13 protein-coding genes and 1 riboswitch are annotated in these 15,559 nt (G+C 73.2%); of the genes, 5 read left to right on the forward strand and 8 right to left on the reverse strand.

All coding sequences use genetic code 11. The annotated features are described in order from the left end of the window. The first annotated feature begins 5 nt into the window (after positions 1–5). Positions 6–1,106 (forward strand): amidohydrolase family protein, encoded by a 1,101-nt coding sequence (locus tag AB0C75_RS05940; protein WP_362887477.1) that lies wholly within the window; start codon positions 6–8, stop codon positions 1,104–1,106. Between the two features lie 321 nt (positions 1,107–1,427). After that, the gene (locus AB0C75_RS05945) at positions 1,428–2,462 is read left to right on the forward strand and encodes an SCO1860 family LAETG-anchored protein (protein WP_362887479.1); all 1,035 of its coding nucleotides are present in this window, start codon (positions 1,428–1,430) and stop codon (positions 2,460–2,462) included. A gap of 62 nt (positions 2,463–2,524) precedes the next feature. On the opposite strand, the gene cobC is transcribed toward AB0C75_RS05945, so the two are convergent. Continuing rightward, entirely contained in the window at positions 2,525–4,036 is a 1,512-nt protein-coding gene (gene cobC / locus AB0C75_RS05950; protein ID WP_362887481.1) for an Rv2231c family pyridoxal phosphate-dependent protein CobC, read from the reverse strand. Between the two features lie 152 nt (positions 4,037–4,188). Between cobC and AB0C75_RS05955 the strand changes: the two genes are divergently transcribed. Then, complete coding sequence (locus AB0C75_RS05955) at positions 4,189–4,911, forward strand: ZIP family metal transporter (RefSeq protein ID WP_362887483.1); 723 nt, start codon at positions 4,189–4,191, stop codon at positions 4,909–4,911. Between the two features lie 2 nt (positions 4,912–4,913). Here the strand turns inward: AB0C75_RS05955 and AB0C75_RS05960 are convergent, their stop codons facing one another. From AB0C75_RS05960 to AB0C75_RS05990, 7 genes are all read right to left on the reverse strand, one after another. Continuing rightward, the gene (locus AB0C75_RS05960) at positions 4,914–6,260 is read right to left on the reverse strand and encodes a cobyrinate a,c-diamide synthase (RefSeq protein ID WP_362887485.1); all 1,347 of its coding nucleotides are present in this window, start codon (positions 6,258–6,260) and stop codon (positions 4,914–4,916) included. Beyond that, positions 6,254–6,853 carry a cob(I)yrinic acid a,c-diamide adenosyltransferase gene (gene cobO / locus AB0C75_RS05965; RefSeq protein WP_147962028.1) on the reverse strand — a complete coding sequence of 200 codons (600 nt, stop codon included), beginning with the start codon at positions 6,851–6,853 and terminating at the stop codon, positions 6,254–6,256. The genes AB0C75_RS05960 and cobO overlap by 7 nt, the downstream gene beginning before the upstream one ends. Continuing rightward, the gene (locus tag AB0C75_RS05970; RefSeq protein ID WP_362887487.1) at positions 6,853–8,919 is read right to left on the reverse strand and encodes a putative cobaltochelatase; all 2,067 of its coding nucleotides are present in this window, start codon (positions 8,917–8,919) and stop codon (positions 6,853–6,855) included. The genes cobO and AB0C75_RS05970 overlap by 1 nt, the downstream gene beginning before the upstream one ends. Continuing rightward, the gene (locus AB0C75_RS05975) at positions 8,916–10,526 is read right to left on the reverse strand and encodes a cobyric acid synthase (protein WP_362887489.1); all 1,611 of its coding nucleotides are present in this window, start codon (positions 10,524–10,526) and stop codon (positions 8,916–8,918) included. The genes AB0C75_RS05970 and AB0C75_RS05975 overlap by 4 nt, the downstream gene beginning before the upstream one ends. Beyond that, positions 10,523–11,467, reverse strand: coding sequence for a cobalamin biosynthesis protein (locus tag AB0C75_RS05980; protein WP_362887491.1), 945 nt, complete (start codon positions 11,465–11,467; stop codon positions 10,523–10,525). The genes AB0C75_RS05975 and AB0C75_RS05980 overlap by 4 nt, the downstream gene beginning before the upstream one ends. 143 nt (positions 11,468–11,610) lie before the next feature. Further along, a riboswitch (cobalamin riboswitch) is annotated at positions 11,611–11,740 on the reverse strand. A gap of 150 nt (positions 11,741–11,890) precedes the next feature. After that, entirely contained in the window at positions 11,891–12,115 is a 225-nt protein-coding gene (locus AB0C75_RS05985; protein ID WP_362887493.1) for a hypothetical protein, read from the reverse strand. 12 nt (positions 12,116–12,127) lie between these two features. Then, complete coding sequence (locus AB0C75_RS05990) at positions 12,128–13,372, reverse strand: inorganic phosphate transporter (RefSeq protein WP_362887495.1); 1,245 nt, start codon at positions 13,370–13,372, stop codon at positions 12,128–12,130. Positions 13,373–13,580: 208 nt separating this feature from the next. Between AB0C75_RS05990 and AB0C75_RS05995 the strand changes: the two genes are divergently transcribed. After that, the gene (locus AB0C75_RS05995; protein ID WP_362887497.1) at positions 13,581–14,240 is read left to right on the forward strand and encodes a class II aldolase/adducin family protein; all 660 of its coding nucleotides are present in this window, start codon (positions 13,581–13,583) and stop codon (positions 14,238–14,240) included. Between the two features lie 70 nt (positions 14,241–14,310). Then, positions 14,311–15,465, forward strand: a complete 1,155-nt coding sequence (locus AB0C75_RS06000) for an alpha/beta fold hydrolase (protein WP_362887499.1) — start codon at positions 14,311–14,313, stop codon at positions 15,463–15,465. Positions 15,466–15,559 lie beyond the last annotated feature (94 nt).

The raw sequence follows: 15,559 nt of genomic DNA on the forward strand, positions 1-15,559 counted from the left end.
TGCCCATGAGTGATCACGAGCTGGCGCCGGTGCTGCGGATCAAGGGGCGGGTACTCGTCGGACCCGACGAGGTGCGGGACGGACTCTGGGCGGTCGACGGGCGGATCACCTACGAGAGGCCGCAGGGCGCCGACGACGCCGTGACGCTCACCGGATGGGTGCTGCCCGGCCTCGTCGACGCGCACTGCCATGTGGGGCTGGGTCATGAGGGGCCCGTCGACGCGGCGACCGCGGAGAAGCAGGCGCTCACCGACCGGGAGGCCGGCGCGCTGCTCATCAGGGACGCGGGATCGCCCTCCGACACCCGGTGGACGGACGAGCGTGAGGATCTGCCGAAGATCATCAGGGCGGGGCGGCACATCGCCAGGACGCGTCGCTACATCCGTGACTTCGCCCATGAGATCGAGCCCGGCGACCTCGTCGCCTACGTCGCCCAGGAGGCGCGGCGCGGCGACGGCTGGGTGAAGCTGGTGGGCGACTGGATCGACCGGGACGCAGGTGACCTGGCCGCCTGCTGGCCGCGCGGCGAGGTGGAGGCCGCGATCGCCGAGGCGCACCGGCTCGGCGCCAGGGTCACCGCCCACTGCTTCGCCGAGGACTCGCTGCGGGATCTGGTGGAGGCCGGGATCGACTGCGTCGAGCACGCGACGGGGCTGACCGAGGACACCGTTCCGCTCTTCGCGGAGCGTGGGGTCGCGATCGTCCCGACCCTGGTCAACATCGCCACCTTCCCCCGCCTCGCGGCAGGGGGCGAGGACCGGTACCCCCGCTGGGCGGCCCATATGCGGCGGCTCCACGCGAGCCGGTACGACACCGTGCGCGCGGCGTACGACGCCGGGATCCCGGTCTTCACCGGCACGGACGCCGGCGGGTCGCTGGCCCACGGGCTGATCGCCGATGAGGTCGCCGAACTGGTGAAGGCCGGCATCCCGCCCGTCGACGCGCTCTCCGCGACCGCCTGGGGCGCACGGCGCTGGCTGGGCCGGCCGGCGCTGGAGGAGGGGGCCCCGGCGGATTTGGTGATGTACGACGAGGACCCGAGGCGGGACGTACGGGTGCTGGCGTCCCCGCGCGCGGTGGTGCTCAACGGACGGGTGAGGGGCTGATCACCGGTCGACCCGGGCGCAGGCGCCGTGTTGACCGGCGGTGACTCCGGGCGTCGCCGGTCGTTGAAACACTTCTGTGTAGGCGCCCCGGAACTCCGACGGTGAGCTCCGGACGCGGTGAAACGGGTGAATCCGAGGAACTCCTGTGCTGGTGGATTCGAATGTGCACGCGGAAACCCCTCTTTGGGGTGAACTAGCGCTAGGTATCTGTCTGTTCACCCTCCGTGCGTAAAGATTCACGGGTCGAGGCCACCGGGGCCGGCGATGTCCCCCATTGGACGGTCCCGGTGGCTCCATGTCTCTTGTGGGGGTTCCACCACCTTGAACAGCAACACCTTCCGTTCGGCTGCCCTGGCGATCGCGGCCGCTCCCGTCGCACTGCTCGTCGCCGTCCCCGCGCACGCAGCCACCGCGACGACCCCGGCCACCCCGGCCGGTGGCCACGGAAAGGCGAGCGCGGTCGTACTCCGCGCCGGCCTCGACGTCTCGCTCCTGAACAAGTCGGTCCAGGTGCCGCTCAGGACCACGCTCAACGAGGTCCACGCACCGGCGAGCGCGGAGAGGACCGCGCTCACCGTGGAGCTCGACGGCGTCGACCAGGGCCGTCCCGTCCATGTCCTGAAGGCCGATGTCGCCACCGCCGACGCCACGGTGGACAAGAACAAGGCCGAGGGGCACAGCAACCTCGCCCGGGCCCGGGTGCACGTGCCGGGGCTGCCCCTGCTCTCCCTGATCGAGGTCGAGAAGGTGACCTCCAAGGCCGTGTGCGAGGCGGGCCACAAGCCGGTCGCGGAGTCGAACGTGCTGGGGCACGTGACGGTCCTCGGCAAGAAGACCACGCTCACCTCGGGCGGCACCACGAAGATCGAGGTGCCGGGCGTCGGTGACGTGACGCTCGACCTGTCGAGGACGGAGACGACGACACGCACGGCGGCTGCGACGGCGCTCCAGCTGCGGGTGTCGGTGAACCCGCTGAAGCTGAACGTCGCCGAGGTGGAGGGAGAGGTCACGCTGGCCGAGGCGACGTGTGAGACGCCCCAGGGCAGCGGCGCGGGCGAAGGGTCGGACGACAGCGGCTCGGACGACGGCGGTTCCGGCAACGGCGGCTCGTCCGGCAACGGTGGCTCGGACGCGGGCGGTTCGCACGGGAGCGGCTCGGGCGACGGCGGCTCCGACGGCAAGGCGGAGCCCGTCGACGTGAAGCCCCAGACCGGTTCCGACCCGGTCCAGGCCTCCGACGACCTCGCCGAGACCGGCTCCAGCTCCTCGACCCCGTACATCGCGGGTGCAGCCGTCGTCCTGCTGGCAGCGGGCGCGGGCGCCACGGTCCTCGCCCGCAGGCGCGCCCGGGGCTGATCGGCTTCGACGGAGAGCGGTGACCGCACGGCGGAGCACCGCTCTCCGTACCCGGAGACCCGTCAGCCGACGGGTCTCCGGGGCAGTCCCTGCAAGGCCAGGTCGAGCGCCTGCAGGAACCTGTTGGTCGTCACACGGTCGCGCACGGCCAGCCGCAGCCACTCGCTGCCAAGACCGGGAAACGTGTCTCCGCGCCGAGCCGCGAATCCGCGTGAGCGGAGCAGACCCCGTACCTCGTCCGCCCGCTCCAGCCGCAGCAGTACGAACGGCGCGGCGGCCGGCTCCACCACCCGTACCTCCCCGAACTCCGCGAGTCCGGCCAGCAGATGCGCCCGGTCCACCGTGACCCGGTCCGCCGCGTCGGCCGCCTCCACCAGCGCGCGCGGCTCCATGCACGCCTCGGCCGCGGCCAGCGCGGGGGAGGACACCGGCCACAGCGGCTGCGCCTCCTGCAACAGGGCCACCGTCGCCGGCTCGGCCAGCACATAGCCGATCCGCAGCCCCGCAAGACCCCAGGTCTTCGTCAGGCTCCGCAGCACCACGAGACCGGGCACATCCGTGCGCCCGCACAGCGCCTCACGCTCACCCGGCACGGCGTCCATGAACGCCTCGTCGACCACCAGCGTCCGCCCGGGCCTGGCCAGTTGCTCCAGCACCCGCGCCGGGTGCAGCACGGACGTCGGGTTGGTCGGGTTGCCGACCACCACCAGATCCGCGTCCTCGGGCACCGCCGCCGGATCCAGCCGGAAGCCGTCCTCCGGGCGCAGCAGCACCCGGCCCACCTCGTGCCCCGCCGCGCGCAGGGCCGCCTCAGGCTCGGTGAACTGCGGGTGCACGACGACCGGCCGCCGCGCGGGCAGCGCCCGTGCGATCAGTACGAACGCCTCGGCCGCGCCCGCCGTGAGCAGAACCCTTTCCTCGGGCAGCCCATGATGCCCGGCGACCGCGGTCCGCGCCTGCCGCCCGTCCGGGTAGGCGGCCAGCGACCCCAGCGACGCGGCTATCCGCTCCCGCAGCCAGTCGGGGGGCGTGTTGGTCCGTACGTTGACGGCGAGGTCGGTCAGGTCCTGACCGCGTACTTCCGCGTCGCCGTGGTGCCGCAGATCGGGCCCGGCGCTCTCGATGTGCTTCGTGGGGGGCAGCATGGCAGTAATGGTGAACGGCTCGGCGCCATTCGTCGATGCCGTGGGAGGCCCCTGTGGCCTCCGGCGGGCCACCGCGCAGGTCGCCGAAGCCGATTTCCGCTTGGGCACCAGCAGTTCACCGGCGTCCACGAGCGCCGCGGCCTCCGCGACCGATCCGGTGGACACGGCCCTGCGGACCGCTCCCGACGGGCCGGGAACGCTGACCTCGGCCAGCACCTCGGCCGGGTAGGCCCGCACGGGCACGCCCAGGCGCGCCGCCGCGCCGACGATGCCCGGCTCCCGCGCTCTGGTGTCGAGGGTGGCCAGTTCGGTCACTTCACCGGCCGCGGGTCCCGCCTCGTCGAGCGTCCTGCGGATCAGCTCGGACACCTCGTCGGCCCGGACGCCGCGACGGGCACCGACGCCGACGACCAGCGCGGCCCGGGTCATGGACGGGTCCTTCCGGGAGACAAGGGCGGAGACGGGGGTGGAGACAGGGGCGCGGGCGGGGCGGACATCGCCTGCCGCGGCACCAGCGCCCCGGCAGGCAATGTTCGCCCCGTCGCGACGAACATTGCCTGCCGCGGCACTAGAAAGGGCCCATGGCGGTATTCGTCGCGCTCGGCGCGTTCCTGATGACCCTGGCGGGCGGCTGGGTCGCGCAGCGCGTCAGCGACCGCAGGCACCTCGTGCTCGGCTTCGCCGGCGGACTGATGCTGGGCGTCGTCGGTCTCGATCTGCTGCCCGAGGCGGTGGAGGCAGCGGGCGGCCCGGTCTTCGGTGTGCCCGCGGCCCTGCTGCTGTTCGTCGGCGGATTCCTGACGGCTCATCTCGTGGAGCGCTCGCTCGCCGTACGCCAGGCGGCACACGGGGCGGGCGAGGAGCGGGTGCCGCAGGTCGGGCTGACGGCGGCGGCGGCGATGGTGGGCCACAGCCTGATGGACGGCGTCGCGCTCGGCGCGGCCTTCCAGGTCGGCGGCGGGATGGGCGCCGCCGTCGCGCTCGCCGTCATCACGCATGACTTCGCCGACGGCTTCAACACGTACACGATCACCAGCCTCTACGGGAACGCCCGACGCAAGGCGCTCCTGATGCTGTACGCGGACGCATCGGCCCCGATTCTCGGAGCGGCGACCACGCTGCTGTTCACCCTTCCGGAGGAACTGCTCGGCTGCTATCTCGGATTCTTCGGCGGGGCGCTCCTCTATCTCGCCGCGGCGGAGATCCTTCCCGAGGCGCACCACGAGCACCCGGCCCGCTCCACGCTGCTGTGCACGGTCGTGGGGGTGGGCTTCATCTGGCTGGTGGTCGGCATCGCGGACTGACATCACCCCCGGCACCGCTCCACGAAACGCCGCGCCACCGAGGGCGCCGCAGCCCAGTGCGTGTGCAGATAACTCGCGTGCACGCCCTGCTGTACGAAACCCTCCACCCGCCGCTCCGGCTGATGCAGACCCCAGGCGGGCGTCGCACCGGCCCCCGGCTCCAGCACCGTGCGGTGGAACTCGTGCCCGCGCAGCCGCGTCCCGGCCTCCGCCAGCACACTGTCGGACACCGCCACCGCCTGCCGGTAGCCGAGCGTCAGCCGCTCGGACATCCGGGCCGATGCGTCCAGCACCCCGCACATCGGGCGCCCGTCCAGCTCACGGGCCAGATAGAGCAGCCCCGCGCACTCCGCCGCCACCGGCGCGCCCGACAGGGCCAGATCCGTCACCGCTCGGCGCAGCGGCTCGTTCGCCGACAGCTCGGGCCCGTACACCTCGGGGAAGCCGCCGCCGACGACCAGCCCCGCCGTGCCCGCGGGCAGCTTCTCGTCGTGCAGCGGGTCGAAGACGGCCACGTCGGCGCCCGCCGCCGTCAGCAGCTCGGCGTGCTCCGCGTAGGCGAAGGTGAACGCGGCGCCGCCCGCCACGGCCACCACGGGCCCGGCCCCCTCCTGGGGGTACGCCTGAGGCTCCCACGCCTCGTCGGACAGGTCCGGCGCCGAACGGGCCAGCGCCATCAGCGCGTCCAGATCGCAGCCCTCACGTACGCGTTCACCCATCGCGCGTACGGCGTCGAGCGCGTCCGTCTGCCGCTCGGCGACCGGGACGAGGCCCAGATGGCGCGAGGGGGTCGCCACCTGCGGCGCCCGCCGCAGCACTCCGAGCACCGGCAGCCCGGACTCGTCGAGCGCCTCCCGCAACAGCGCCTCATGGCGGTCGGACGCCACTTTGTTGAGGATCACCCCGCCGATCCGCACCTGAGGGTCCCAGGACGCGAAACCGTGCACCAGGGCCGCGACCGAACGCGACTGCGAGGACGCGTCGACGACCAGTACGACGGGTGCCCGCAGCAGCTTGGACACCTGGGCGGTCGAGGCGAGTTCCCCTTGGCCCGAGGCCCCGTCGTACAGCCCCATCACGCCTTCGACGACTGCCAGGTCGCAGCCGTGCGCACCGTGCGTGAACAGCGGGGCGATCAGATCGGGCCCGCACATGTACGCGTCGAGGTTGCGCCCCGGGCGTCCGGTGGCCAACGCGTGGTAGCCCGGATCGATGTAGTCGGGCCCCACCTTGTGCGGGGACACCGCGAGGCCACGCCCGGCGAAGGCCGCCATCAGACCCGTGGCGACCGTGGTCTTTCCGCTGCCCGACGCGGGCGCCGCGATCACCAGACGAGGAACACTCACCACTCGATGCCTCTCTGGCCCTTCTGACCCGCGTCCATCGGGTGCTTGACCTTCGACATGTCGGTCACCAGGTCGGCAGCCTCGATCAGCTTCTGCGGGGCGTTCCGTCCCGTGATCACCACATGCTGCGTCCCCGGGCGGTCCCGCATCACCTCGACGACCTCGTCGGTGTCGATCCAGCCCCAGTGCATCGGATACGCGAACTCGTCGAGCACGTACAGCTTGTACGTCTCGGCCGCCAGGTCACGCTTGACCTGCTCCCAGCCCTCGCGCGCCTTCTCCTCATTGTCCAGCTGGTTGTCCCGCTGGACCCACGACCAGCCCTCGCCCATCTTGTGCCAGTCGACGCTGCCGCCCTCGCCGCTCGCGCCCAGCACCTTCAGCGCGTTCTCCTCACCGACCTTCCACTTCGCCGACTTCACGAACTGGAACACCCCGATCGGCCAGCCCTGGTTCCAGGCGCGCAGCGCAAGGCCGAAGGCCGCCGTCGACTTGCCCTTGCCGATGCCCGTGTGGACGAACAGCAGCGGACGGTTGCGCCGCTGGCGTGTCGTCAGTCCGTCGTCCGGTACCGATACCGGCTGTCCCTGTGGCATCAAGCGGCCTTTCGTGTAGCAGTGATGTCCTTGACAAGCCCGGCGATCGAGTCGGCGCGCAGCTCGTCGAGCGTGACCGCGCTGCCTCCCAGATCCCGTGCGAGCTGTACGGCGAGACCGAGGCGTACGAACCCCGACTCGCAGTCCACGACGACGGACGCGGTGCCATCGGATGCGTGTAGCCGTCCGGCCCGCGCCGCCAGCGCCACCGGGTCGACACCGCCGGTCGCCCGGCCGTCCGTCACCACGACGAGGAGCGCCCGCCGTGAGGGATCACGCAGCCGCTCCACCCGCAGCACGTCGTGCGCCTTGAGCAGCCCGGCGGCCAGCGGGGTGCGCCCGCCGGTCGGCAGCGTCTCCAGCCGTGCGGCGGCGGCGTCGACCGACGAGGTGGGCGGCAGCACGACCTCCGCGTCCTTGCCCCGGAAGGTGACCAGGCCGACCTTGTCCCGGCGCTGGTACGCGTCGAGGAGCAGCGACATCACGGCGCCCTTCACCGCGCTCATCCGCTGCCGTGCCGCCATCGACCCGGAGGCGTCCACGACGAACAGCACGAGATTGCCCTCGCGCCCCTCCCGCGTCGCCTGCCGCAGATCGTCCCGCCGTACGACCAGACCACGCCCCGAACGGCCGCGCGCCCGCTGGTGCGGCGCGGCCGCCTGCACGGTCGCCGCCAGGTGCAGCTTCGTCAGCGCCCCCTCGGGCCGGCGCGACCCGGTGGTCCGGCCGTGCTCGGTACGCGCCCGGGAGCGCCGCCCCGCCGCGCCCTCGCCCAGGCCCGGCACGCTGAGCATCTTCGTACGGAACGGCTCGCCGGCCCGCACGGGCTGCTGCTCCCCGCCCCCGCCCGGCGCGGGCGCGTCGCCGCTCCCGGTCTCCTGCCCGCCGGGCGCGTCGGAGCCGTCGGCCTCGGGGCCGCCCGTGTCCTGCCCGCCGTCGTCAGGACCGTCCGTGCCCTTGCCGCCGTCGTCGGGGCCGCCGCCCTGCGGGGGCACCCCGCCGCCGGGCCCGTCGGGGTCCGGGTCGTCGTCGCCCCCGTCATCTCCGCCCTGCGCGTCCGCGGCCTCGTCGAGCGCCTCGTCCAGCTTGTCCTCGTCCAGGCCTGGCGCGTCGAAGGGATTGCGCCGGCGCCGGTGGGGGAGTGCCAGGAGCGCGGCCTGCCGCACATCGTCCGCGACGACCTCCTCACGCCCCGCCCACGCCGCCAGCGCCGTCGCGGTGCGGGCCATGACGATGTCGGCCCGCATCCCGTCGACCTCGAACGCCGCGCACGTCGCCGCGATCTGCCGCAACACGCCGTCGCCGAGCACCACACGGGGGAGCAGGGCGCGCGCGGCGACGATCCGCTCGCGCAGCGCGGCCTCCTCGTCGGCCCACCGCGCGGCGAAGGCGTCCGGGTCGTCGTCGTGGGCGAGCCTGCGCCGTACGACCTCGACGCGCAGGTCCGTATCGCGTGAGGCCGCCACCTCGACGGTCAGTCCGAAGCGGTCCAGCAACTGCGGGCGGAGCTCGCCCTCCTCCGGGTTCATCGTCCCGACCAGCAGGAAGCGTGCCGCGTGACGGACGGAGACGCCCTCACGCTCGACGTACGAGGCGCCCATGGCCGCCGCGTCGAGCAGCAGGTCCACCAGGTGGTCGTGGAGGAGGTTGACCTCGTCGACGTAGAGGATGCCGCGGTGGGCGTCGGCGAGCAGCCCCGGCTCGAAGGCCTTCACGCCCTCGGAGAGCGCCCGTTCGATGTCGAGGGCACCGACCAGCCGGTCCTCCGACGCGCCGACCGGAAGCTCCACGGTCCGCGCCGGACGCGACACGCCCGTACGCGTCTCGTGGGGCCCGTCGGGGCACGCCGGATCGGGCGCCCCCGGGTCGCACGAGAAGCGACACCCCGGCACGGCCTCCACCTCGGGCATGAGCGCGGCCAGCGCCCGTACGGCGGTGGACTTCGCGGTCCCCTTCTCCCCACGGACCAGGACCCCGCCGACGGCGGGACTGACGGCGTTGAGCAGGAGCCCGAGCCGTAGATCGTCCTGTCCGACGATGGCGGTGAAGGGATACGGCGTACTCACAGGGCCTCCTCGTTCGCAGAAACATCAGTAGTGCGGGGCTGCGCCTCAGGCCCGTCCGGCGCCCGGGGCGCCCCCGGCGCGATGAACGGCAACCCCACCGGCGCACCGCCCTCGATCAACCGCCACAACGCATCCGTGTCCGCGTGTTCCTCGATCAGATCCCCCAGCCGGTCCAGCTGTTCCTCCCGCAGAGCACCGAAAACGGTGTCCGGCGCGGCAACGAACCGCCGCCCGGCGGCCCGGGCCACCTCCGCCAGGAACCGCCGCCGGAACCCGTCGCTCTCCAGCGAGCCGTGCCAGTGCGTCCCCCAGACCGAGCCCACCCGGCACCCGTCGAGGAACGGCTCACCGCCGCTCACCTCGGCGACCCCGTGATGGATCTCGTACCCCTCCACCGGCTCCCCGAGCGCCGAACCGACGGGCCGGCCGAGCACCTTCCCGCGGCCGAAGCGGACCCGTACCGGCAGCAGCCCGAGCGCGTCGACCACCCCGGCCCGCGACTCCACGTCGTCCTCGATGCGCTCGCCCAGCACCTGGAACCCGCCGCAGATCCCCAGCACCGGGCGCCCCTCGGCTGCCCGCCGCCGCAGCGCCTCGGCGAGTCCCCGCTCGCGCAGCCACGCCAGCGCCTTCACGGTGCCCCGCGTCCCGGGCACGACGACGAGGTCCGCGTCGGCGAGCTCGTCCGCCCGGTCCACGAACCGCACCACCACACCCGGCTCGGCCGCCAGCGCGTCCACATCGGTGAAGTTCGACATCAGCGGTACCGCGCACACCGCGACCCGCAGGACGTCGTCGCCGTGGGGCGGCGCCACGACCGACTCCCGTACGGTGCCGCGCATCGACACGCTCCCCCGAGCTCTCAGCTGCGTTCGAGCAGGGGGGACCCCCATCCCGTCCTCCTCGTCGATGCCCAGACCGTGGGTGTACGGCAGCACCCCGTACGTACGACGCCCCGTGAGCCCGAGCAGCATGTCGAGCCCCGGCTCCAGCAGCGACACGTCACCGCGGAACTTGTTGACGAGATATCCGGCGACCAGCGACTGGTCCTCGGGGCTCAGCAGCGCCGTCGTGCCGAAGAACGAGGCGAAGACGCCGCCCCTGTCGATGTCGCCGACCACCAGCACGGGAAAGCGCGCGGCCCGCGCGATGCCCATGTTCACGATGTCCGTACGCCGCAGGTTGATCTCGGCAGGACTGCCCGCCCCCTCGCAGATCACGGCGTCATACGTGCCCCGCAGCTGCTCCAGGCAGTCCACGACCGTGCCCAGCAGTGCCTCCTGCCGCCCCCCGTGGTAGCCACGCGCACTCATCTCGCCGACCGGCTTCCCCATCAGGACGACCTGGCTCGACCGGTCGCCGCCCGGCTTCAGCAGCACCGGGTTCATCAGTGCCGACGGCTCCACCCGGGCGGCCTGCGCCTGCATCGCCTGGGCGCGGCCGATCTCCGCACCCTCCCGGGTGACGAAGGAGTTCAGCGACATGTTCTGCGCCTTGAAGGGCGCGACCTTCACCCCCCGGCGCACCAGCCACCGGCAGATCCCGGCGGTGACGACGCTCTTGCCCGCGTCCGAGGTGGTCCCCGCGACCAGCAGCCCGCCGCTCATGTGGCTCTCCGTCCCATGGCCGAACGCCCCGCCGCACACACGGCGAGGGCCAGCGCACTCACCCGGCGCGACAGCCGCACCGCGCGTTCGATGTCCGTGGTCCGTACGTCCCGGCCCGTCGCGCCGCCCAGCACCGGCCGGTGCTCGACCCGCCCGCCGTACGCCAGCGTGCCGCCGAGCCGCACGCCGAGCGCTCCCGCGAACGAGGCCTCCACCGGGCCCGCGTTCGGGCTGGGATGGCGGCCGGCGTCGGCCCGCCAGGCCCGTACGGCCTCGCGTGGCCGCCCGCCCGCGGCCACGGCGAGCGCGGCGGTGAGCCGGGCCCCTGGCCAGCCGGCGACATCGTCGAGCCGGGCGGACGCCCAGCCGTAGCGCCGGTGGCGGGGGGACTTGTGGCCGACCATCGCGTCCAGGGTGTTGACGGCGCGGAAGGCGACAAGACCCGGCACCCCGCCGAGCGCGCCCCACACCAGGGCGCCCACGACGGCGTCGGAGGTGTTCTCGGCGACGGACTCCACCACCGCGCGGGCGATCCCGGGGCCGTCCAGCGACTGCGGATCACGCCCGCACAGATGCGGCAGCAGCTCCCGGGCGCGCTCGATGTCCCCCGCGGCCAGCGCCCCGCCGATGGCACGGGCCTCGCGGCCCAGCGAGGTGCCCCCGACGACGGACCAGGTGGCGGCGGCGGTCAGCGCGACCGCGGCGGCCGGACGGTCGCGCACGGCACGGGCGGCCAGCGCTGCGGCGCCCGTGGCGCCCCCGGCGCAGACGAGCGTGTGCAGGGCGCCCCAGCCACGGTGATCGCGCCACAGCCGGTTCTCGACGCCCGCCGCTGCCCGCCCGAAAGCGGCGACGGGATGGCCCCGCCGGGGATCACCGAGCAGCAGATCGCCGATCAGACCGGCGGCGGCGCCGTACGCGAAGACGCGGTCGGCTCGCACCGCTCAGCCGGCCGTCTCGCCTCGAAGGACCCCAGGGCCTGTCGTCCTGGGGGCAGGGGGTGCGCCGACCGACGCAGGGCAGCCAGACATGGCGTATGTCCTCACTCAGGGTCCGCGCCCTGGTTCGACGTGACCGGCGACGAGAGTCTCCTGGCTTCCGGATCCGCAGTTCCTCCGGCCTTCCAGCCCGCGATGGCGGACCGTGACTTCCGAATGGAGGCTGCTCCCCGGTGACAGTGGCGGGACCGCGCCGGATTCGCACCGGCTTCCTCTCCTGTCGCCGTAAACGGCCCCGGCAGTCCACCACGCCCCGTGAACACCAGTCAACCTGCCGTTGACCTGCGAGGCTTCAGTGTGCTGAGACGCACACCGGGCCGGACACACCCGCGGTGTGTCCGGCCCGGCGCCCTGTCCGCGTGGCGGTCAGGCGACGATCAGATAGATCCCGTACGCGACCGCCGCCAGGCACAGCCCGAAGCAGGCGTAGGCGCCGGTGCGCGTCAGGGCGCCGGCCTCGCCGCCGCCCTGCGCCGTCGGCGTCCGCCTGGCCAGACCGGTGACGCCGAGGGTGAAGAGGCCGACCAGTGCGACGGTGGCCACGAGACTGACGCCGAAGACGGTGGCGAGAGCTGCCCAGTCGATGTTCATGCGGTTGTGTCCTTACACCGTGGCCGGGTCGGCCGGGGTACCGGCCGTCGGGGCCGGGATGGTGGTCTTGAGGTCCGGTACGGCGGCACCGGCGGGGGGCGGGCTGACCGCCGCGACGGCGGTGGTGACGACGCCCGCGGGCTCCGCGCCCACCGTCACGTTGGTGTGGTCGACCGGCTTGCGGCGCGACAGCGTCCAGATGGCACCCGAGCCCGCGATCAGCAGGACGGCGACCGCCGTGACGCCCCAGGGGCCCTGCTTGGTCAGGAACTCGGCACCCGCGCCGACCAGTCCGGCGGCCGGCAGCGTGAGACCCCAGGCGACGAACATCCGGGTTGCGGTGGACCAGCGGACCGTGCCCCCCTTGCGCCCGAGTCCGGCGCCCATGACGGCGCCGGAGCAGGACTGCGTGGTGGAGAGCGAGAAGCCGAGGTGCGAGGAGGCCAGGATGACCGTGGCCGCGCTGGTCTGGGCCGCGAAACCCTGCGGCGGACGCAGCTCGGTGAGGCCGCTGCCCATGGTGCGGATGATGCGCCAGCCGCCGAGGTAGGTGCCCATCGCGATGGCGATACCCGCACAGGTGATGACCCAGACGGGCGGGTTGGAACCGGGGGAGAGGACCCCGCCGGTGACCAGGGCCAGGGTGATGATGCCCATGGTCTTCTGTGCGTCGTTGGTGCCGTGGGCGAGCGAGACGAGACCGGCCGAGGCTATCTGGCCGGCGCGGTACCCCTTGGCGGTCGACTTCAGCTGCGCCTCGTCGGTGATCTTCCGGTTGAGGCGGTACGTCAGCTTCGTGGCCAGCAGCGCGGCGACACCGGCCACGACGGGCGCGGCGACGGCGGGCAGCAGGACCTTCGTGACGACGGTGCCGCCGTTGATCGAGGACCAGCCGGCCGACATGACCGCGGCGCCGATGAGGCCGCCGAAGAGTGCGTGGGAGGAACTGGAGGGCAGGCCGACCAGCCAGGTCAGCAGATTCCACAGGATCGCGCCGACGAGCGCGGCGAAGATGACCTCGGTTCTGAGGCCGTTCTCATTGATGATCCCGCCGGAGATCGTCTTGGCGACCTCCACCGACAGGAACGCGCCGACGAGGTTGAGAACGGCGGACATGGCCACCGCTGTCTTGGGCTTGAGTGCGCCGGTCGAGATGGTGGTGGCCATCGCGTTGGCGGTGTCGTGGAAACCGTTCGTGAAATCGAACACGAGAGCCGTCACGATCACGATCGCGAGCAGCAGCGTGATGTGTTCCATTTACCCAGGCAATCGTTCGACGTCAGTGGCACGTGGAACGTAAGCAACCTGGGTGAACGGAAGATGAACTGGGCAGGGCGGCATGGTGACCCCAACCGCGTACGTCCGTTCCGCTTGTGTGTGCGAGGGGTCGCAGCTCGTCCTGGGCCCGGGTCCGGCCCTCCCGGGAGACATCGGTCACCCGGAGGCGAGACCCTACGATCGCCGCATGAGTGACGTGAGCGCGGACGCGATCGGGCAGGCCTGGGACGGTGTCGTCGCGACGGCCCGGCGGACGGCTGCGGAGGGCCTGGTCGTCGGCACCTCGGGCAATGTGTCGGCCAGGGCCGGCGGGATCGTCCTGGTCACGCCCAGCGGGGTGCCCTACGACCGGCTGGGCCCGAAGGACGCCGTCGGCGTCGACCTCGAAGGGCGTCAGGTGCTCGGCGACCTGGCCCCGACCAGCGAACTCCCGCTCCACCTGGCCGTCTACCGGGACACCGACGCCACCGCCGTCGTCCACACCCACGCCGTGCACGCCACGGCCGTCTCCACCCTCGTCCCCGAGGTACCGCTCGTCCACTACGCCGCCGCCCTGCTCGGCGGCCCCGTCCGCACCGCCCCCTACGCTCGCTACGGGACGCGGGAGCTCGCCGACCACATGCTCGCCGCCCTGCGCGACCGCACCGGCTGCCTGCTGCAGAACCACGGCACCGTCACCTACGGCGCCACCCTCGACGAGGCCTACGACCGCACCGCCCAGCTCGAATGGATGTGCAGGCTCTGGCTCACCGCGAGCTCCGTGCCCGGACACCGGCCGAACCTCCTCACCCCGGCCCAGCTCCGCGACGTACAGGACGCCCTGAAGGGGTACGGCCAGCCCGGCTGAGCCCCGGCCCCCCGCACCGTACGGTCGCCGCCCACTGGCACACGCCGCCGCCACCCGGGACACTGGAGCCGTGCGCCCGGCAACAGCGGCGGCAGTGGCCGCAACCTCGATCCTCGGCGCCGGCGCGGCAGCGGTCGCCGCCGGCCGCTACGCCAGCGACGCCGCCCTCGGGGCGCCCTCGCACTCGCCACGGCCCTTCCCCGGTGACCGCCGTCTCACCGTGCACGCCACCGCGGCCGGCCGGATCACCCTGACCCGCTCCTTCCCGGCGCTGCGCCCCGGTACGTACGGCCTGACCGGCCGCGGCGTCCACGCGGTGGTGGGCCCGGCGGTCGAACAGTCGCCCGATGGCTCCGCGGCCTCCGAGGTCTCCGCCGACACCGTCGTACGCCGGCTGGAACGCGTGAACCTCGGCAGCCTGAAGCCCGGCACCAGGGTCCGCCTCACCCCGGAGATCCACCGCGGCGACCCGCTCGCCGCACTCGGCCTCGCGCACAAGGAGGTCGAGATCCCCGGCGAACTGGGCGCCCTGCCCGGCTGGTTCGTGCCCGCGGTGCGCAACACCTGGGTGATCACGGTGCACGGCCTCGGTACCAGCAGGGATCACCCCATGAACGTGATGGAGTTCCTGCACGCCCAGCAGTTCCCCGTGCTCGACCTCGCCTACCGAGGCGATGTGGGCGCCCCGCGCTCCCCGGACGGTCTCGGCCACCTCGGCGAGTCCGAATGGCGCGACCTCGACGCGGCCATCCGCTACGCCGTGCGCTACGGCGCGGAGAACGTCATCCTGTACGGCTGGTCGACCGGCGCCTCGATGGCGCTGCACGCGGCCGTCAACTCCGCGCTGCGCGACCGCATCAGCGGACTCGTCCTCGACTCCCCGGTCCTGGACTGGCAGACCACCCTGCGCGCCCTCGCCTCGGCCCGGGGAGTCCCCTCCGCGCTGCTGCCCCTCGCCGTCCGGGCGGCCCAGGGCCAGACCGGGCTGCACGGAGCGCCGCTCCTGCGCACCTCGGTGCCGACGGCCCTGCACACCCCCACCCTCATCGTCCACGGCCCCGACGACACCCTGGCGCCCTGGCAGCCGTCCCAGGAGCTCGCCGCGCGCCGCCCCGACCTGGTGACCCTGCACCCCGTGGCCGATGCTCCGCACGCGGCGATGTGGAATGCGGGTCCGGCCGATTACGAAGAGGTACTCCGGCGCTTCCTCACGCCCCTGATGTGAGCTGATGGCCCGGAACCGCCCGGTTGGTGCCCCGGCTCGAAGGCCCTGCGAACGGCGGTGACACGGCCTCCGTTTGGGCTTTCGGCCCGTCAGA

The sequence above is a fragment of the Streptomyces sp. NPDC048565 genome (assembly GCF_040650935.1).
Lineage (GTDB): Bacteria > Actinomycetota > Actinomycetes > Streptomycetales > Streptomycetaceae > Streptomyces.

What these genes read in the sequence shown, in the direction of transcription:
- cobO (WP_147962028.1), bottom strand. Translation starts at nt 6,853, where the DNA reads ATGCCACAGGGACAGCCGGTATCGGTACCGGACGACGGACTGACGACA.
- cobC (WP_362887481.1), bottom strand. Translation starts at nt 4,036, where the DNA reads ATGACCCGGGCCGCGCTGGTCGTCGGCGTCGGTGCCCGTCGCGGCGTC.
- AB0C75_RS05955 (WP_362887483.1), top strand. Translation starts at nt 4,189, where the DNA reads ATGGCGGTATTCGTCGCGCTCGGCGCGTTCCTGATGACCCTGGCGGGC.
- AB0C75_RS05990 (WP_362887495.1), bottom strand. Translation starts at nt 13,372, where the DNA reads ATGGAACACATCACGCTGCTGCTCGCGATCGTGATCGTGACGGCTCTC.
- AB0C75_RS05940 (WP_362887477.1), top strand. Translation starts at nt 6, where the DNA reads ATGAGTGATCACGAGCTGGCGCCGGTGCTGCGGATCAAGGGGCGGGTA.
- AB0C75_RS05985 (WP_362887493.1), bottom strand. Translation starts at nt 12,115, where the DNA reads ATGAACATCGACTGGGCAGCTCTCGCCACCGTCTTCGGCGTCAGTCTC.
- AB0C75_RS05995 (WP_362887497.1), top strand. Translation starts at nt 13,581, where the DNA reads ATGAGTGACGTGAGCGCGGACGCGATCGGGCAGGCCTGGGACGGTGTC.
- AB0C75_RS05975 (WP_362887489.1), bottom strand. Translation starts at nt 10,526, where the DNA reads ATGAGCGGCGGGCTGCTGGTCGCGGGGACCACCTCGGACGCGGGCAAG.